General features: G+C 45.6%; 15 protein-coding genes. 13 read left to right on the forward strand and 2 right to left on the reverse strand.

The window, feature by feature from the left end:
- Window positions 1-215 precede the first annotated feature (215 nt).
- Both cydD and cydC read left to right on the forward strand, forming a co-directional pair.
- Entirely contained in the window at window positions 216-1,949 is a 1,734-nt protein-coding gene (gene cydD, locus FFM75_RS05930) for a thiol reductant ABC exporter subunit CydD (RefSeq protein ID WP_137628272.1), read from the forward strand.
- Between the two features lies 1 nt (window position 1,950).
- Entirely contained in the window at window positions 1,951-3,693 is a 1,743-nt protein-coding gene (gene cydC / locus FFM75_RS05935) for a thiol reductant ABC exporter subunit CydC (protein WP_137628273.1), read from the forward strand.
- A gap of 394 nt (window positions 3,694-4,087) precedes the next feature.
- Here the strand turns inward: cydC and FFM75_RS05940 are convergent, their stop codons facing one another.
- On the reverse strand, window positions 4,088-5,065 hold the full coding sequence (locus tag FFM75_RS05940) for a polyprenyl synthetase family protein (protein WP_137628274.1): 978 nt from the start codon (window positions 5,063-5,065) through the stop codon (window positions 4,088-4,090).
- A gap of 127 nt (window positions 5,066-5,192) precedes the next feature.
- On the opposite strand from FFM75_RS05940, the gene FFM75_RS05945 reads away from it, so the two are divergent.
- Window positions 5,193-6,104 carry a 1,4-dihydroxy-2-naphthoate polyprenyltransferase gene (locus tag FFM75_RS05945; protein ID WP_137628275.1) on the forward strand — a complete coding sequence of 304 codons (912 nt, stop codon included), beginning with the start codon at window positions 5,193-5,195 and terminating at the stop codon, window positions 6,102-6,104.
- A 47-nt stretch (window positions 6,105-6,151) separates the two neighbouring features.
- Here FFM75_RS05945 and FFM75_RS05950 read toward each other — a convergent pair whose 3' ends face one another.
- Window positions 6,152-7,123 carry a Gfo/Idh/MocA family protein gene (locus FFM75_RS05950; protein WP_137628276.1) on the reverse strand — a complete coding sequence of 324 codons (972 nt, stop codon included), beginning with the start codon at window positions 7,121-7,123 and terminating at the stop codon, window positions 6,152-6,154.
- Window positions 7,124-7,625: 502 nt separating this feature from the next.
- Between FFM75_RS05950 and FFM75_RS05955 the strand changes: the two genes are divergently transcribed.
- From FFM75_RS05955 to gatB, 10 genes are all read left to right on the forward strand, one after another.
- The gene (locus tag FFM75_RS05955) at window positions 7,626-8,270 is read left to right on the forward strand and encodes a glycoside hydrolase family 73 protein (RefSeq protein WP_137628277.1); all 645 of its coding nucleotides are present in this window, start codon (window positions 7,626-7,628) and stop codon (window positions 8,268-8,270) included.
- 38 nt (window positions 8,271-8,308) lie between these two features.
- Window positions 8,309-8,890 (forward strand): xanthine phosphoribosyltransferase, encoded by a 582-nt coding sequence (locus tag FFM75_RS05960; RefSeq protein ID WP_137628278.1) that lies wholly within the window; start codon window positions 8,309-8,311, stop codon window positions 8,888-8,890.
- 25 nt (window positions 8,891-8,915) lie between these two features.
- A complete protein-coding gene (locus tag FFM75_RS05965) occupies window positions 8,916-9,467 on the forward strand; it encodes a DUF2179 domain-containing protein (RefSeq protein ID WP_137628279.1) in 552 nt (183 codons plus the stop codon).
- A 126-nt stretch (window positions 9,468-9,593) separates the two neighbouring features.
- On the forward strand, window positions 9,594-10,772 hold the full coding sequence (locus FFM75_RS05970) for a 5-(carboxyamino)imidazole ribonucleotide synthase (protein WP_137628280.1): 1,179 nt from the start codon (window positions 9,594-9,596) through the stop codon (window positions 10,770-10,772).
- A 176-nt stretch (window positions 10,773-10,948) separates the two neighbouring features.
- Window positions 10,949-13,207, forward strand: coding sequence for a DNA helicase PcrA (gene pcrA / locus FFM75_RS05975; RefSeq protein WP_137628281.1), 2,259 nt, complete (start codon window positions 10,949-10,951; stop codon window positions 13,205-13,207).
- A gap of 21 nt (window positions 13,208-13,228) precedes the next feature.
- Window positions 13,229-15,271: an NAD-dependent DNA ligase LigA gene (ligA, locus tag FFM75_RS05980; protein WP_137628282.1), complete on the forward strand. Its 2,043-nt coding sequence runs from the start codon at window positions 13,229-13,231 to the stop codon at window positions 15,269-15,271.
- Complete coding sequence (locus FFM75_RS05985; RefSeq protein ID WP_137628283.1) at window positions 15,268-16,446, forward strand: CamS family sex pheromone protein; 1,179 nt, start codon at window positions 15,268-15,270, stop codon at window positions 16,444-16,446. The genes ligA and FFM75_RS05985 overlap by 4 nt, the downstream gene beginning before the upstream one ends.
- Before the next feature lie 44 nt (window positions 16,447-16,490).
- On the forward strand, window positions 16,491-16,811 hold the full coding sequence (gatC, locus tag FFM75_RS05990; RefSeq protein WP_137628284.1) for an Asp-tRNA(Asn)/Glu-tRNA(Gln) amidotransferase subunit GatC: 321 nt from the start codon (window positions 16,491-16,493) through the stop codon (window positions 16,809-16,811).
- Window positions 16,811-18,274 (forward strand): Asp-tRNA(Asn)/Glu-tRNA(Gln) amidotransferase subunit GatA, encoded by a 1,464-nt coding sequence (gatA, locus tag FFM75_RS05995; protein ID WP_137628285.1) that lies wholly within the window; start codon window positions 16,811-16,813, stop codon window positions 18,272-18,274. Before gatC ends, gatA begins: the two co-directional genes overlap by 1 nt.
- Complete coding sequence (gene gatB / locus FFM75_RS06000) at window positions 18,274-19,698, forward strand: Asp-tRNA(Asn)/Glu-tRNA(Gln) amidotransferase subunit GatB (RefSeq protein WP_137628286.1); 1,425 nt, start codon at window positions 18,274-18,276, stop codon at window positions 19,696-19,698. Before gatA ends, gatB begins: the two co-directional genes overlap by 1 nt.
- Window positions 19,699-19,769: the final 71 nt, after the last annotated feature.

Consider the following 19,769-nt stretch of genomic DNA (forward strand, 5'->3'; position numbering starts at 1 on the left):
GATTTTCCGACTGGTTGGCTAGCGTAGCTAAGCGGAGGAAACTGCCCGACTGAACACGTTTCGGCTCGCAAGCAAAAGCGCCAAACTCAAATGTGTTTCCGCCATACTAAGATTAGTTAACGTGGTACAATTTAGTTGAATAGCACGAATAGGGTCGTGACTTGGCCAGGTGCCAGGTCGCGGCCCTTTGTGATTTTAGCGGGGAAGTGATGTGAATGTTTGATCCAGCTTTATTCAAATTACCAGGAATGCGCCGATTAACCGTGATTTTAGCGCTATTAGCGGTGATTGAAGGAATTTGTATTATTATTCAAGCCCAATTTATGTCGGTCGCAATCGTTGGTTTATGGCACTTAAAGGCATTAGGCACCGTGTTACAGCCGATGCTGATTTTTGCGATTGCGTGGACGATGCGGCAATTACTAGTGGTAGTCAAAAATAAGTTGATGTATCCGGTTGTTGAAAAAACCACGGGTGATTTGCGGCGGCAAGTCATGCAAAAACTTTACGACTTAGGACCTAGTTATGTGGCAAAAACGGGGACCGGTAATGTGGTGACAACGGCATTAGAGGGCATTGATAAAGTTCAAACCTACCTAATGCTAGTTGTGATTAAAGTCATTGATATGATGGTGATTCCATGGGTGATCTTGATTTATATTGCCTGGTTGCGTTGGCGTGAAGCCTTGTTCTTATTAGCAATTTTTCCATTAATTATTCTATTTATGATTATCTTAGGGTATGCCGCTCAGGCTAAAGCAGATCGTCAATACGTGGGTTACCAACGGATGTCCAATCACTTTGTAGATACGTTACGGGGGTTGCCAACGTTGAAGCAATTAGGGCTTAGCAAACGTTATGCAGAGAACGTGTATCAAGTGAGTGAAGGATACCGTAAGCAGACCCTAGCGGTGATTAAGATTGCCATGCTCTCAACGTTTGCGTTAGATTTCTTTACCACGCTATCGATTGCGGTCGTTGCCGTGTTCTTAGGATTTGGCTTGATTGATGGTTCGATTACGTTATTACCAGCACTCGTGATTTTAGTGTTATCCCCAGATTATTTCTTGCCATTGCGGACGTTTGCCAGTGATTATCACGCCACGTTGAATGGGAAGAATGCCTTTGCAGCGGTCCAAAAAATGTTAGCGTTACCGATAGCAACTGACCGTGACCAATTAGGCGATCAACCACTTGCTTGGCAAGCGGATAGTACGCTGAGTTTGCAACAAGTTGCCTTTAGTTATGACGACGCGCAACCAGCGTTAAGTCAATTAAATATTCAAGCACATGGTTATCAACGGATTGGGATTATTGGCGCGTCAGGGTCTGGTAAATCAACATTAATCAATCTACTCGGGGGCTTTTTGACGCCGACAGCTGGTCATGGCACGATTAAAGTGAATGGCCAAACCGTGACACATTTAAACCAAACGGCTTGGCAACAAAGTTTCTTTTATATTCCACAAAATCCGTATTTGTTCCATGCCACGTTAGCGGAGAATATCGCGTTTTACCAACCGGATGCAGGGCTCAGTGCGATTGGCGCTGCGGCGGATAAGGCTGGGCTCACGGCTTGGATCAAAACGTTACCAGATGGATTGAATACGGCAATTGGGGAAGGTTCCCGTGGTGTCAGTGGTGGTCAAGCACAACGGATTGCGTTAGCGCGGGCTTTTCTAGATAAGTCACGTAAAATCTTGTTATTTGATGAACCAACGGCGCATTTGGATATTGAAACAGAAGCAGCCCTTAAACAAACGATTTTACCAGTGCTTGATGATCACTTGGTCTTCTTTGCGACGCACCGGTTGCATTGGATCAATCAGATGGATTATGTCTTAGTGGTCGACCATGGTCAAATCGTCGAACAAGGGACGCCAACTGAATTAACGGCCCATGACGGGGCATATGTCCAGTTGCGTAATGAAATGGGTGGTGGCAAATAAGATGAAAGACTTTTTTGCAACGTTTAAACACGATACTTGGGTGATGCCTTATCTACGGAAGTATAAAAAATTATTGGCTTTGACGCTATTTCTAGGGCTGATGACCTTTTTCTGTGGATCGGCCTTGATGTTTAACTCTGGCTATTTGATCAGTAAAGCGGCGCGGCATCCTTATAATATTTTGATGATTTATGTGCCAATCGTTTTGACCCGGGCCTTTGGGATTGGTCGGCCGGCTTTTCGTTATGCGGAACGGATCACGAGTCATAATTGGGTATTACGAATTGTCTCTGATTTTCGGAAGAAATTGTATCAAGCCGTGGAAAAACAAGCCGTGGCGATTCGACAAAACTTTCAAACGGGTGATGTGTTGAGCTTGTTAGCGGATGACATCGACCATATTGAAAATCTCTATTTGCGAACGGTATTCCCGACGGTGATTGCCCTCATGATGTACGTCTTAATCGTGATTGCGCTCGGTTATTTCAGCTGGTGGTTTGGGTTACTCATGCTCTTATTACTAGGGTTAATTGTGATCGTGATGCCACTGTTGTCGGTCTTAGTTAATGGTGCGCGCGAAACGCAAAGTCGAGCGATTCAACAGACGTTTTATACACAGCTGACAGATGCCGTGATGGGTTTAGGCGATTGGTTGATCTCGGGTCGCCGGGCGGACTTTAATGCCCGTCAAGCGGCACCAATTGATGAAATTGCGCAATTGCGGCGGGCGGACCATCAATTTCAGTGGTGGCGTGACTTTACGATCCAATTGATTTTTGGCGTGATCTGTCTTGCCTTGATGGTTTGGAGTAGTTTTTATTGGACCAGTAATCGGGATAGTGCGAACTGGATCGCCGCATTTGTCTTGTCAGTCTTTCCGTTAGTCGATGCCTTTCAATCGGTGAGTCAAGGGGTCAGTGAATGGCCAAGCTATCAACGGTCGATCGTCCGGGTCAATGACTTGGATACGGCGCCGGTTGATGACCACGATCAAACGATTTTAACGGAACCCTTCAGCGTGTTGCGGGTTGGCCAGATCGATTTTAGGTATCCAGCGGGCCAACGGCAAATCTTTAATCAATTGAGTTTGACGTTAAAAGCCGGTGAAAAATTGGCCTTACTTGGGCCTTCAGGGACCGGGAAAAGTACGTTGCTCAAATTAATTTTAGGTGATTTGCAACCAGATGCCGGGACGATTCAGTTAAACGATGTGCCAATCGCACATCTGCAAAATGAACGTGCCCAACTCTTCGGGGTGTTAGATCAGCAGCCCTATTTGTTTAATACCACGATTATGAATAACGTGCGCATGGGGAATCTACAAGCGACTGATGACCAAGTTAAGGCGGCGTTAGAGGCGGTCGAACTAGCACCAATGATTGACGCGTTACCAGATGGTTATGACACGATGGTGGCAGAAGGCGGGGCGCGTTTTTCCGGTGGTGAACGCCAACGGTTAGCGTTAGCACGCATTTTATTACAAGACGCGCCGATTATTATTTTGGATGAACCGACTGTTAGCTTGGATCCGATTACCGAAGCCCATTTGTTGGCAACCGTATTTCGGGTCTTGCATGATAAAACGATTCTTTGGGTCACGCATCATTTGGCTGGGATCAACTATGTTGATCAAGTACGGTTCTTAGAAGATGGTCAGTTTGATATGGCGGGGACGCCGCAAGAATTGTATGCGACCGCACCACGTTTCAAACGACTGTATGATTTAGACCAAGGTCGCGATTAATGCAAAGAAAGCGTCTGGAACAAAGCTTTTAGATACTGATTAGTTGTCGCTTCCGGTCAGCAGCAATGCCAGTCGCAGTGGCGACCGGTTCGAGCCAAACAGCGGTCTCAAACCTCACTTTGAAGCTTGGCCCAACCCGCGAATCTTCAAAGATGTCGGTGGTGTAAATGTCGGAACATCACCGGCATTTACACCACTTACACGGCGACTGCCATTACTACTGACCTCCAGCTAAATGATGATTATCATTCAGACACAATAAAGGCCTCACCACTAGCATAGAATAGTGGTGAGGCCTTAGTTGTACTGTTCAAATCATAAGTGTCATTAAGCACTGACATCTCGGTACACGAAACACTTTAACTTGCTGGAGGACAACATTCGAAGGGTTTTGCTAATGATTGCGAATCAAGAGTTGCGTGACCAGCTGGCGTAAGGTTTGTTGGGTGGGCCCTGCTGGTAATTGATTGATTAAGCTTAATGCTTGTTGCGTGTAGTCGGTGGCGAGTTGTTGGGCTTTGGTGACACCGCCTAACGCCACGACTTGATCGCGGATCGCTAACAATTCAGTTTCAGTAATGGTCTGACCAGGCATCGGTAATTGTTTAGCTAAGGTCGGGTCAACTTGGAGGGCGAAAATCAACGGTAACGAATAGACGCCTTCGCGTAAGTCACTTAAGACGGGTTTGTGGGTCAATTGTTCGTCACCAGTGTAATCGAGAATGTCATCTAACATCTGGTAGGCAACACCTAGTTTGAGACCAATCTGTTGAGCCAAATCGATCACGGTCTGTGGCGCATGGGCGAGTTGGGCGCCTTGTTGGCAACTTAAACTAAAGAGACGCGCTGTTTTACCAGCGGCGACTTTTAAGTAATCTGATAGCGTCGTTTGGGGGTGAAAGTTATGGGCCATTTGGTCAAGTTCACCTTGCAAGATAGCCCGCATAGCGGCAACGTTACGGGTGATATCGGCGGTTGTCCGGGCCGAAGCGACCACTAAGTCAAAGTAGCAAGTAAAGAGCAAGTCGCCGGCATAAATCGCATTACGTTGACCATAATCTTGATGAATCGTTGTGACATGTCGGCGTTCAGGACTCTCGTCGATGACATCATCATGGATCAAAGTAGCGACATGTAAGAGTTCCATCGCCGCGGCACCGGCTTGTAACCGATCCGCAGCGGGATCATCGCCAAATTGACTGAATAAGTAAAAGAAACCCGGCCGCAAGAATTTACCCCCAGCTTTTAATAGTTGGTGGACGCGGGCATTGATCGCCACGTTGTCAATATGAACGTGTGCTAATAAGTAAGGCTTTAAGGCCTGTAGTTGTGTTTGTACTTGTGAATCTGGCTGCCAAATTGTTTGAATCATTCACCGTCACCCCATCAACACGTCAATATCACCCGAATACTTGCAGTGACGTGCATTCTAAAATACAATCTATTTTAAAGGTACAAATAACTATCAAGGATGTCAATCAAAAAGGGGGCGTCATTGCGTGAAACCAAAAGTTTTTTTGGAGTTCGTCGAGATCAAGTCGTTGATTGCCAGCGTCTTGCCGTTCGTACTCGGTAGTTTGTACGCAATTTATAATTATCATCAAGTGCATTTGGGGTATTTGCTCTTATTTTTCATTGCGTCATCATTATTTCACATGGCGACAAATGCTAATGATAACTATCAGGATTTTCTACACGCGCCGCGCGATGCTGATAATCAAGAATTTTTAGAAGAAACCAATGTGGTTGGGGTCAATCAGATTTCAATTGGTCAAGCACGAACGATTACGTTTAGCTTGGCGGGGGTATCGTTGATTTTAGGCCTATGGTTAGTGACCAAGACAGGCTTACCATTACTGTGGATGGGGATATATTCTTATGCAGTCGGTTATTTTTATGCCGGTGGTCCTAAGCCGATTTCGTCGGGGCCGTTTGGTGAGTTCTTTTCCGGTTTTACGATGGGCTTCATGATTTTCTGGATTTCGGTGTTTATCAATACTTATGACGTCGCAACGATCACGTGGCAATCCACAGGACAAGTATTGGTGGCTGCGGGCTTGGCTATTTTTGCGATTGCCAATATTATGTTGGCGAATAACATTTGTGACATGGATGAAGACATTGCGCTTGGCCGGCACACGATTTTGTATTATTTAGGTAAACCAGTGATGCTACAAGTCTTTGCTTGGAGTTATGTCGCGGGTTATTTATGTTTAATTGGGGCCGTGGTGATCGGGGTGTTACCACCATTAAGTTTATTAACGTTATTGAGTGCCATTCCAGTTTATCGAAATACGCGCCAATTTTTACAAAAACAAGTTAAACGCGAGACGTTCATTTTAGCCATTAAAAATGCGACGATAATTTGTTTATCCTTTGCTGTTTTTATGGGGCTGGGATTATTGTTCTAATCAAAAAAAGTCGCATCCACATGGGTGCGACTTTTTTTATGGGATGATTATTCAAATGGATAACGAAAGTCCCATTGTTGGCGGGCGGCCGTCATGATATCCATGACATCAGTTGTCTTAATTAGACTCGTGTTGGGCCGCTTGCCGGCTACCATTTGTTGCATATCGGCAATTTCATAATTCATGGCATTCGTCGTGTCACCGGCTTTAATGATTTCAGTTGTGCCATCAGCAGCCGTAAACAGCGCTTGGTCGGCACGGGGATAAGTGTCGACTGTGAAGTAACCATTTTCGTAAGCCACGATCCCTTGCTTTGGCATTTTTGCGCGGAAGGTCAAGGCGACGTTAGCTAGTTCGTCGTTAGCGTTACGCAGACTTAAAGTTTCGGCTTCATCAACGCCACTACTAAAGCGATGCATGGTCGTGCCAGTGAGATACGGCTTTGCGGTTAAGAATTCACGTACGAATGCGAGTGCATAGACGCCAATATCTAATAAGGCGCCCCCCGCTAAATCAGGATTAAAGAAACGATTAGTTGGATCAGGATCTTTGAAACTCCCGAAGCTGGCTTGGACCATCTTCAAGTCACCTAAGTGGCGTTCAACTGCAAATTCATGTAACTTTTGATACAGTGGCATGTGATATAACGTCATGGCTTCGGCTAAAACCAAGCCTTTTTCATGGGCAAGTAATTTGGCTTCATTGAGTTGGTCACTAGACATCGTAATGGCTTTTTCGCTTAACACGTGTTTGCCAGCTTCTAATGCCGGTAAAATGGTTTCAAGATGGTAGTTGTGTGGGGTCGCCACATAAACGATATCCACTTGATCATCGGCCAAAAGGTCAGCCAAGTTGCCGTAAGCTTTAGCGATGTGATGCGCTTGGGCGAATTCGTTGGCTTTGTCTTGAGATCGTGAACAAACGGCATAGATTTCACCGTCTGGTTGATTAAAATAGTTAACAAAACTATGAGCAATGTTGCCAAGGCCGACAATTGCCCACCGGTATGTTTTTGACATGTCAAAAAACCTCCTGTGTAAGTTAGTCGTAATCGCTTTTATTTTACCAGAAAAAGGTGGGGTAACCGATGATAATGGTCGTTTTATTTTGGCCTGAATCCGGGTAGAATAGAAGCAATTATACTGTGAAGTGGTTAGTGGTAGGTTGTCGCCTGCCGGTTGGGCCTGGCCGATGCTGGAACGTGGTGGCCACGATTTTGAACCCGTCACAACCCGCCGGTTTCAAAACTCGGGCTTTACCTAAGCTGGAAAAATCACCAGCTAAGGTAAACGACACCACTGAGCATCACCAGTCCCGCCCTCTCGGCTAGTAAACGAATACTTAAATAGTCTTCGTTTAAATTATCATGTTGTCTGTCGTAATAGCAAAATTTAAGAGTGGTCTAATCTAGCCGAAATCGCGGTTTGGCTCGAAAATGGCCCACAGTGTTCCAGCATTTGGCGGACCAACCGGCAGGCGGCAATACCCAACTCACTTCCCATCAAGAAAGGACTACCCAACATGGCAGCAAAAAAGCGTCGGCGTAAACGGCGAACAAAATCTGGACGATTGTTTGTTAAAAACGGTCGTTTGCAGTGGTTGAATATTTTAATCGTGTTCGTGCTCGTCGGCGGCCTCGGGTGGGTTGTGAGTACCCGTTGGACGGGATGGGTGCCTAAACAGACTGAAACACCAGTTAAGACCCATGCGGGTTTTATTAAACGCTTGGTACCGGACGCGCAAGCAATGCAAACCAAGTATCATGTACTGGCTAGTATCACGCTTAGCCAAGCTATCTTAGAATCCGATTGGGGCCAAAGTACTAACGCGACTGAGAATAATAATTTGTTCGGGGTCAAAGCTACTGAGGCTGAGCCGGGAAAAATGATGCCCACCCAAGAATATTATGATGGGGCGTATCACAATGTGAAGCGGCGATTCCGTGTCTATTCGAGCTGGCATGCGTCGATGGTGGCCCATGCTAAGCGACTTGCCAATGGGCCGGCCTGGAGTCCGAACCATTATCAAGCGGTGATTAAAGCAACCAATTACCGGACCGCCGCCCAAGCTTTAGCTAAGGCCGGCTATGCGACTGATCCAGATTATGCACAAAAATTAATTAATGTTATTCAAAAATACGATTTAGAACGGTATGATAAGAAGTAGAACATTTTTAAACGACTTAACAATTTTAGGAGGGCATTATGCGAGCACTTGAACAACGCATTTTAAAAGACGGTCGGGTTTTACCCGGTGAAGTATTGAAGGTTGATGGCTTTTTGAACCATCAAGTTGACCCAGATCTGATGTTTGCGATGGGATCAGAATTTGCGCAGTTATTCCGCGAAGCCGGTGTGACCAAAATTTTGACGGTCGAATCATCTGGGATTGCGCCCGCTGTGATGACTGGTTTACAACTACATGTACCAGTTGTTTTTGCCCGCAAGCACAAGTCAGTGACGTTGATCGATGACCTCTATACAGCGGAAGTCTATTCATATACTAAAAAAACATCGAATCATATTTCGATTTCCAAGAAATTTTTGAGTGCAGATGATAAGGTATTGTTAATCGATGACTTCTTGGCAAACGGTCAAGCGGTCCAAGGGTTATTTGATATTTGTGACGCCGCGAAGGCCACGATTGCCGGTGTCGGTATCGTGATTGAAAAAGTGTTCCAAAGTGGTCATCAATTAGTTGAAGATCGCGGTGTGCAATTGGAATCATTAGCCCAAATCACGTCATTTGATGGTGATCGGGTGCATTTCGCGTCAGAAAACGATTAAGTTTAAGTAGAAAGCGGGCGGTGCGATGCAGATTAATCCGAGCATGTTGATCTTGATTTTTACGATTAACTTTGTATACATTACGTTAAATACATTGCGTTTTTTGTTGGTCATGCGGGGGTATCGCTATTTTGCGGCCTTTACGAGTGTGATTGAAATTACGATATATGTGTTAGGTTTGTCGTTAGTATTGAACCGCTTAAATAATCCGTTAAATCTAGTTGTCTATGCACTCGGCTACGGGGTCGGGGTGTATGTCGGCATGTTGATTGAAGACAAGCTGGCTTTAGGTTACACCATGATTTCGGTCATTTTGCCAGACCCCAAGTCAGCGTTACCAGGCGTACTGCGGGCCAATGGTTTTGGCGTGACCCAACATGTGGCTTATGGCCTTGAAGGGGAACGCTTAGAACTAGAAATCTTGGCGCCACGTAAAAATGAACGGCGGCTTTATGATTTGATTAAGACGAGTGCGCCAAATGCGTTTGTGATTGCCTATGAACCACGGTATATTTCGGGTGGCTTTTGGCTCAAACGGGTCAAAAAGCGGAATGCACGGCGGCATCGCCGGGATTAAAGATTGTAATAAACCATTAAAAAGCGTGGCTAGTGCTTGCAAGCTGACGATGGTCAACGTATGATAATTAACGGATAATTAATCGTATACTCATTTAATATTTATTTTAAGAAAGTAGGGACGGATGTGGACAACTCGGTTTTAAATCCAGGAGGTACTTTAGGTATTATTGGGAATAGTACCAACGGTGTTGGATTGGTGATTGCCGCCCGCAACGCTGGCATCAATGTTGGGGTTTATGGTGACAATGAAAATACTGAGACCATGGAACTGGCAGATTTTCGCGTTGTCGGGGCCCTCAATGATCAACAACAGTTACAAAATTTTGCGGAACGTTGCGACGTGGTGACCTATGAATCTGAAACCATCGATGCAACTGTAATGGGCTTTTTAGCGGCTCATACACGTGTACCGCAAGGAACCGATGCGTTGGAAATCATGCAAGATCGTTCTTTGGAACGGGCTTTCTTCAGTCAACTTAATTTAAACGTGGCGCCATCGGCAACCATTGTTAGTTTAGATGATGTTTATCAATCAATCGGCTCAATTGGGTACCCTAGTATTTTAAAGCCGATTCAAAAGGGCTTAGGCCAAAATCGGCAGTTAGTGATCAAGACCCAAACCGATATCGTTAAAGCGGCGGATATCCTTGACTGGGGGACTTACATGTTGGAGTCTCAGATTCCATTCAAGCAAGAACTGTCAGTTATTGTGGCAAAGACCGCTGACGAAACGGAATTCTTCCCAATCGTTGAAAACCGGTATCGTCACCATGAGTTGTTAATGACGATCGTACCAGCTCAGATCGATGCGGCTGTGAATGATGAAATCTTGCGGATCACGAAAGAAATCAGTGACAACTTGACCTATACTGGGGTCTTTGAAGTCGCGTTCTTCCTAACTGAAAGTGGCAACTTATACGTCAAACGCATCGTACCAGCGATGCATCAAGCAGGGTACGTTTTTGAACGGGCCACGAATATTAGTATGGCCGAGCAACATTTGCGGGCCATTGCCGGCTTGCCATTGATGCCAGTCAAGCAGTTGTTGCCCGTCGTGGCGGTTTACTTCACGTCAGCGCAAGCTAACGTGATTCGGACCCAATGGCAAATCAAGCCCAACTGGTTCTTTAACTTCTATCATCGGACGAAACTTCAAGCGGAAAAGGCAGTGTCTGCCGGTCACGTTTTAGTTGAAGCTGATAGTGTGAAAGAAGCGCTCGAACAAATCGATGATACCAATATTTGGCATCAACAACCGGTTGACGAGCAACCAGCAGCTGAAGATACACCAACAAGCGATTAAAACTTAACCCAAAATTAGAAGAGTTTAGGTCCGTTGACCTGAACTCTTTTGTCGTTTTGAAATGGCGCTAATTTTATAGAACAAACATTCGAAAAAGTGGTAGCCAAGCCAGCAAACTAGGCTAAAATTTGCTATAATATTTGTTGACTAATTTTATGAAAAGGGTGGCGAACATTGTGTCGAAAGAAAGCCTGTTAGCAGGAATGAATGACAAGCAACAAGAAGCCGTTTTAGACACTGAAGGACCGCTACTAATCATGGCCGGTGCTGGTTCGGGGAAGACCCGGGTCTTAACCCACCGGGTAGCATACTTAATTGAAGAACAAGGGGTCAACCCTTGGAACGTGTTAGCAATTACGTTTACAAATAAAGCCGCTCGCGAAATGCGCGAACGGGTTGGTAAATTATTGGGCGAAGATGCCCGTGACGTTTGGGTCTCAACGTTCCATGCGTTGTGTGTCCGGATTTTACGGCGGGATATTGACCAGATTGGTTATAATCGGGCCTTTACGATTGCCGGGACGAGCGAACAACGGACGTTAGTTAAACGAATCCTAACCGATCAAAATATCGATTCTAAAAAGTTTGATCCGCGGTCGATTTTGTCGGCGATTTCAAACGCTAAAAATGATTTACAAACGCCCGCGATGTATAAAGAAAGCGCGGCGAGTCCCTTTGAAAAAATCGTCGGTGACGTTTATGACCAATATCAACACGAACTGGCTGCTGACCAAGCGGTGGATTTCGATGATTTGATCATGCTGACGATCCAGTTATTCAAACAACATCCTGAAACATTAGGGTGGTATCAAAATAAGTTCCACTATATTCACGTCGATGAATATCAAGATACTAATAACGCGCAATATACGTTGGTCAACATGTTAGCTGACCAATATAAGAATCTGTGTGTCGTTGGGGATGCTGACCAGTCGATCTATGGCTGGCGGGGTGCCAATATGGAAAATATCTTGAACTTTGAACAAGATTATCCAGATGCCGATACAGTCATGTTGGAACAAAACTACCGGTCGACAAAGATGATCTTATCAGCCGCTAACCAAGTGATTAACCACAATACCACGCGGCGGCCGAAGAAACTTTGGACTGAAAATGATGATGGCGACCAAATCGCCTATTACCGGGGTCAAAGTGAAAACGATGAAACCCATTACGTCATTGCCCAGATTCAAGAACAGATGCAACAAAAGCATTATAACTATGGTGATTTTGCAATCTTGTACCGGACCAACGCCCAATCCCGGGTTATGGAAGAATCACTGGTTAAAGCCAATGTGCCTTACACGATGGTCGGCGGCAATAAGTTCTATGATCGTAAAGAAATTCGCGATGTCTTGTCTTATTTGACCTTAGTTGTCAATGATCAAGATTCAATCAACTTTGAACGGGTCGTTAATGAACCGAAACGGGGTATTGGGCAAACTAGTGTTGATAAGTTGAGGGCCTTTGCCGATGAAGCGGGTTATTCCATGCTAGAAGCAGCTAGTAACGTTGATATGGCTAATGGTATCTCTACGCGGGCCAAAGGTTCGTTGGCGCAATTTGCGGCGACAATGAATGAATTACGGGCGATGCGTGAATTCTTGTCAGTCACGGATTTAACCCAAGAAATCTTAAATCGGACTGGCTATATGCAAGCCTTGAAAAATGCGAAGGCTTCTAAACCATTGGAAAGTCAGACGCGGATTGAAAATATCGAAGAATTCTTATCAGTAACGAAGCAATTCGATGACAGCTATCAACCTGAAGATGAAGAAAGTGACAAGTTTGTCGATTTCTTAGCTGACTTAGCGTTAGTTTCAGATGTGGATAATGTCGAAGAAGAACCTCAAGCCGTCACCTTAATGACATTACATGCGGCTAAGGGGCTAGAATTCCCAGTCGTCTTCATGATTGGGATGGAAGAAGGCATCTTCCCATTATCACGCGCGATGATGGACGAAGATGAACTTGAAGAAGAACGACGCTTGGCTTACGTTGGGATTACGCGAGCGGAAAAGCAATTGTACTTAACGAATGCTTATTCGCGGATGTTATACGGTCGCCGTCAAAGTAACCAAGAATCGCGCTTCGTTGCTGAAATCGATCAAAGCTTGATCCGCAACGACAATACATTAGATGGGGCCCAAAGCAGTACCCTCGATGTGCCGTTCAACACGAAAAAAGCGTTGACACCACGCTATAAGAAAAATCCAGTTGGGACGCGTGCGACCGTTAAAAAGGCCAGCGGGACTGGTGCGGATAAGAACAGCTGGCGGATTGGCGATAAAGTCAAGCATCGCAAGTGGGGCACGGGTACGGTTGTTAAAGTGACTGGTGCCGGCGAAGATGCTGAATTAGATATCGCCTTCAAGTCTGAAGGTATCAAGCGGTTATTAGCGGCATTTGCCCCCATTCAAAAGGTGCAAGACTAACGCTTAGAGGAGGCCAAAATCATGGCAACTAAACCGATTAGTGAACTAGATGCAACGGCTGCGGCAAACGAAGCAGCCAGTTTACGGCCCAAGTTGAACCAATGGCGGCGCGATTATTACGATGAAGATGCACCGAATGTAGAAGATGCGGTCTATGACCGTGAGTACGCGCGCTTAGTCGCATTGGAACAAGCCTTTCCAGCCATCGTAACGCCAGATTCACCGACCCAATTAGTTGGTGGGACGGTCAAAGCTGGGTTCACCAAGGTTCAACATCCGATTCCAATGTTGTCGTTAGGTGATGTGTTCTCACAAGCAGAACTCCAAGAATTCGATGACCGCTTGCGACAAAATGTTGATGAACCGTTTGATTATAATTGTGAGTTGAAAATTGATGGCCTAGCTTTATCGTTGCGTTATGAAAATGGCAAGTTAGTCCAAGGTTCAACGCGAGGCAATGGCTCGATTGGCGAAGATATTACTAAAAATATCATGACGATCGAATCAATCCCGCATCAACTCTCGCGACCATTGACGGTGGAAGTTCGTGGCGAATGCTATATGCCTAAAGCCGCTTTTGCCGCGTTAAATGAACGCCGCGAAGCCGCGGGCGAAAGTGTCTTTGCCAATCCGCGGAATGCCGCGGCAGGGTCGTTGCGACAACTCGATCCGAAAGTAACCGCCGAACGGCAATTAAGTACGTTTATGTATAATGTCGCGGATTACGAACCGTTAAAAGCTCGGACCCAAAGCGATATGTTGACTGAGTTCGATGACTTAGGGTTTGCCATTAATCCAGACTTTAAAGTGGCCCATTCAATGGCCGATGTCTTTAGTTATATCGATCATTATCAAAATGAACGGCCAGACTTAGCTTATGGCATCGATGGCATCGTCATCAAAGCCAATCCATTGCCACTACAACGGGACTTAGGGGCAACCGTTAAAGTTCCACGCTGGGCAATTGCCTTTAAGTTTCCACCAGACGAACAACCGACGTTATTAGAAGATGTCGAATGGACTGTCGGGCGGACCGGGGTCGTGACCCCAACGGCTGTGATGACGCCCGTGCAATTAGCTGGAACCACGGTGGCGCGCGCCTCACTGCATAATCCAGATTATGTTGCCGCTAAAGATGTGCGCATCGGCGATACGGTGCTGTTGCATAAAGCTGGCGATATCATTCCAGAAATCTCGGCGGTGGATTTGACTAAACGACCTAAAGCTGCTGAAAAGCTGGCCATTCCAACCTATTGTCCATCTTGTGGGGCACCGTTAGTGCACTTAGAAGATGAAGTGGCGCTTCGGTGTATCAATCCGAAGTGTCCGGCGCAAGTTCAAGAAGGGCTGGTCCACTTTGCCTCACGGAATGCCATGAATATTGACGGTTTGGGTCCGAAGTTGATTGCCCAATTTTATACCAATCAATTGGTCACCGATGTGGCTGATTTGTACCGCCTGACTAAGGATCAACTGTTGGCATTAGATAAAATAAAAGATAAATCTGCCGAAAATCTCTTGACAGCGATTGACCGTAGTCGCAATAATTCACTTGAACGTTTATTGTTCGGCCTTGGTATTCGGCACGTTGGCGCGAAGGTTGCGCGGTTGATTGCGCAGCATTTTGGCTCGATCGACGCCTTAATTGACGCTGATCAAGCTGAAATTGCTGCAATTGATTCCATGGGTGACATTATTGCCAATGCCGTGGTTCAATATTTTGATAGCGATGCCGTCAAAGAATTGATTGCTGAGCTTAAAGCAGTTGGCGTCAATACGACCTATCAAGGCCCTAGTGAAGCGGCAACGCTTGACAGTGACAGTTGGTTTGCTGGCAAGCGCGTCGTGTTAACTGGTAAGTTACAAAGCTTTACCCGGCCCGCGGCAACGCAGTGGTTGCAAGACCACGGTGCGACCGTGACGGGCAGTGTTTCCAAGAAAACCGATTTGGTAATTGCGGGCGCTGACGCTGGGAGTAAGTTGCAAAAAGCACAGCAGCTGGACATCACCGTTTGGGATGAAGCACGGTTCAGCACGACAATGAGGGAGGATACACAAGCGTGAATGTAAAACGCATACGCACGATTGGCTTAGTGGCAGTAGCTGCCTTAGTTTTAGCCGCCTGCGGTAATTTAAAAAATTCGTCATTTGGCTCAAGCAGTTCTAGCCAAACAACGACGACGGGGTCAAAAACGACCACCACGACGGGTTCAACTGATTCAGACTTTTATCAAGGGGTCATTAAAAATGGCCGTTATCGGACTAGCAAGTCACGTGGTGTGACGGTCTCACAAAATGATAACGTCATGAACTTGAAGAGTTTTGAAACGGGCTTATTAGATGTTTCTAAAAAAGTCTTTTCAACGAGCAAGTATGTCTATCAAGAAGGCCAATATTTGAGTACGTCGACGGTTGAAAATTGGCTAGGCCGTAAATCTAAGAGTAACCCAGAAGGACTGAACCCTAAGAGTAACGGTAAGACTGGGACGACAACTCGAAATCCAATTTACTTGCAACAATTAGAAGAACAAGATTACATGATTCAAAGTGGTAGTAAGTTAACTTTAGGTGGGGTCACGATTGGTTTAGGGATGAACTCAGTCGATTATTACACTAAGGTTGAATATGGGGCCACTTACGAGACGGATATTTCAACGACTGAATTAACCGCCCAAGGTAAAGCGATGGCTAACACCGTCTTACAACGGTTACGTAAAAAATCAGCGTTGAAGAATGTCCCAATCGTCTTAGCGCTTTACAAGCAATCATCAAATGATAGTCTAGTAGGTGGAGACATGATCGCCTACGTGGTTTCTAAGAATGGGTCAACTTCAGTTTCAAACTGGAATTCGTTGAACTGGAAGAACTATGTATTCCCAGCAACGTCAGAATCTAAAAACTCTGGGGCCAACAGTAATGATGAATCTGACTTCTCATCATTTAAGTCACACGTCCAAAACTTCTTCCCGAACTTGTCTGGGGTAACGGCCAATGCGCACTACCAAAACAAGTCTTTGAAGAAATTGAGTGTTAACATTACGACCAAGTTCTATAGTGAAACTGAAATTATTAGCTTTACGCAATACTTGGCAACTGCTGCTAAGCGGTACTTACCATCTGGGATTCCGGTTGAAATCACCGTTAAGAGTGCCAATGGGGATATCCAAAGTTTCTTAGCGCGGACTGCGAAGGGGAGCTCGTATTACACCCACGTCTTTAGTGACCAAGGTGACGATTAACAGATAAAGCGTAACGAAATGTCGCGTAGAAAGAAGGATATTTGATGGCTGAAGAACGCATTAATGCCGAACAAGTTAAGCACGTCGCGGAACTCGCGAAGCTTGAATTTACACCCGACCAATTAGCCACATTTACGGGTCAATTGGAAAAAATTATTGGGATGTTTGAAGAATTAAGTACGGTCGATACAACCGGCGTGCCCGTCACGTCACAAGTCAATGACCGGCGCAATGCTTTACGAGAAGACGTTGCCGTTAAGAGTGACGAAAGTGAACGTAAAGCCTTATTAGCCAATGCACCGGAAACGGCCAATGGGTTAATTAAAGTGCCAGCAATTATTGATGAAAGTGGGGACGGCGAATAATGGACTTTTTCAACCAAGATTTAACCAGCTTACACGCTGACTTAGTCAATAAAAAAATCAGTGCCGCTGAATTGGCCCAAGCAACGTTAGCCAACTTGAAGCAAACTGATGCTAAAGTTGATGCTTTCTTAAACTTAAACGAAGATGCTGCTTTAAAGGCCGCCCAAGCCATTGATGCTAAAGGCATCAATCCAGCTAATGTTTTAGCTGGGATTCCAGTTGGGGTCAAAGATAATATTGTCACCAAAGGGTTAACGACCACCGCGGCGTCTAAGATGTTGGAAAACTTTGTGCCCGTCTATGATGCGACCGTTGTTGAAAAGATGTTAGCTAACGATATGGTGATCGTTGGGAAAACCAACATGGATGAATTTGCCATGGGTGGTTCAACTGAAAACTCAGCCTTTAAAGTAACGAAGAACCCTTGGGACGTTAGTCGCGTGCCCGGTGGGTCTTCAGGTGGTTCGGCGGTTGCCGTTGCTGCTGGTCAAGTGCCAGTTGCATTCGGTTCTGATACTGGTGGCTCGATTCGTCAACCAGCTTCTTTCAACGGTATCGTTGGGATGAAGCCAACGTATGGTCGGGTTTCACGGTGGGGCTTAATCGCCTTTGGGTCATCCTTAGACCAAATCGGGCCAATGACGCGTACCGTTAAAGATAACGCTGCGGCCTTGAACTTGATTGCGGGTAACGATGTCAATGATGGCACGTCTTCTAAACGAGAAGTGCCAGACTTTACCGCTGGGTTAACCGGTGATATCAAAGGTATGAAGATCGCGTTACCAAAAGAATACATGGGTGACGGGATTGATCCTAAGGTCCGTGACGTTATTCAAGCCGCTGTTAAGCAGTTTGAAGACCTTGGCGCTACAGTTGAAGAAGTCTCCTTACCAAATAGTCGCTATGGGGTTTCTGCTTACTACATCATCGCGTCTTCAGAAGCTTCATCAAACTTGCAACGGTTTGATGGGATTCGTTACGGCTTCCGGGCCCAAGACGTAAAGAACTTGGAAGATGTCTATGTGCGGAGTCGTTCTGAAGGCTTTGGTGATGAAGTTAAACGTCGGATCATGCTGGGGACGTTCTCATTGTCTGCTGGTTATTACGATGCTTACTTCCACAAAGCTGGTCAAGTTCGGACGATGATCATCAATGACTTTAATAAGGTCTTTGAAGATTATGACTTAATCATCGGCCCAACGGCACCAACACCAGCCTTTAAGATTGGTGACGAAATTTCTGATCCAGTGACGATGTATATGAATGACGTCTTAACGATTCCAGTTAACTTAGCTGGGTTACCAGGGATGTCAATTCCAGCGGGCTTTGCTGATGGGATGCCAGTCGGCTTACAATTGATTGGTAAGTCCTTTGATGAAAGTACGCTTTACAAAGCGGGTTACGCCTTTGAACAAGCGACCGACTTTCATCAAGCAACCCCAGATTTAGGAGGCGCACATTAATGAATTTTGTCACTACGATTGGGCTTGAAGTCCACGTTGAATTAAAAACGAATTCCAAAATCTTTAGTCCGTCACCCGTTCAATTTGGGTCTGAACCAAATGCAAATACGAACGTGATCGACTGGGGGTATCCAGGGGTATTACCAACGGCTAACAAAGGGGTCGTCGAAGCTGGGATTAAAGCAGCTACGGCGTTACATGCTGAAATTGAACAGCATACTTACTTTGACCGGAAGAACTACTTCTACCCAGATAACCCTAAAGCTTACCAAATCACGCAACATGAAAAGCCAATTGCGCACGATGGCTGGCTTGAAATTGAAGTGGATGGTAAGACGAAAAAAATCGGTATTGAAGAAATGCATATCGAAGAAGATGCCGGGAAAAACACCCATGAGAGCGATTATTCCTATGTCGATTTAAACCGGCAAGGGACACCGTTGATTGAAATTGTGTCAAAACCAGATATTGCCTCACCAGAAGAAGCGTATGCTTACTGTGAAGCTTTGCGGCAACGGATTCAATTTACCGGGGTTTCTGATGTTAAGATGGAAGAAGGGTCCATGCGGGTCGATGTAAATATTTCGATTCGCCCAGCTGGTTCTGACAAGTACGGTGTTAAGACCGAAATGAAGAACTTGAACTCCTTCAACTATGTCCGTAAGTCTTTGGAATACGAAGAAAAACGGCAACAAAACGTCTTAATGTCTGGTGGCCAAGTGCAACAAGAAACGCGCCGTTTCGATGAAACCACGGGTAAGACGATTTTAATGCGGGTCAAGGAAGGTAGCGATGATTACCGTTACTTCCCAGAACCAGATGTACCCGAAGTTGAAATCAGTGATGACTGGATTGCAGCGGTACAAAAGACGATCCCAGAAATGCCTGGTTCACGGCGGAAACGTTATATCAATGACTTTGGCTTAACAGCTTATGACGCTGGCGTGTTGACCCAAACCAAGGAAATGTCAGATTTCTTTGATGCGACGGTCACCGCTGGTGCTGATCCAAAGTTGGCTTCTAACTACTTGCAAGGGGACGTTAACGCCTACTTGAATGAAAACAAGGTCGGCTTACTCGCAACGAAGTTAACCCCAGCTAATTTGGCGGGTATGATTAAGATGATTTCTGATGAAACCATCTCAAGTAAAATCGCCAAAAAGGTCTTCAAGGCCATCATGGGCGGGGCTGACGCGGTTGAATGGGTTAATGCCAAGGGCTTGGTTCAATTATCAGACCCTGCACAATTACAACCAATCATTGATCAAGTTTTAGATAATAACCAACAATCAATTGATGACTTTAAGAACGGGAAAGACCGGGCAGTCGGTTTCTTAGTCGGTCAAATCATGAAGCAAACGCATGGTAAGGCTAACCCGAAAGTGGTTAATCAGTTGTTGATGGCTTCGTTGAAAGCCAAATAACGTGCGTTGGCGAGCGGGAGTTGCTTGCCATAAGGACGTTTCAAACAATCAACAACCAGAAAAAAGATAGG

This window comes from Lactiplantibacillus daowaiensis, assembly GCF_005405085.1.
In the GTDB taxonomy this organism is placed as follows: Bacteria; Bacillota; Bacilli; order Lactobacillales; family Lactobacillaceae; genus Lactiplantibacillus; species Lactiplantibacillus daowaiensis.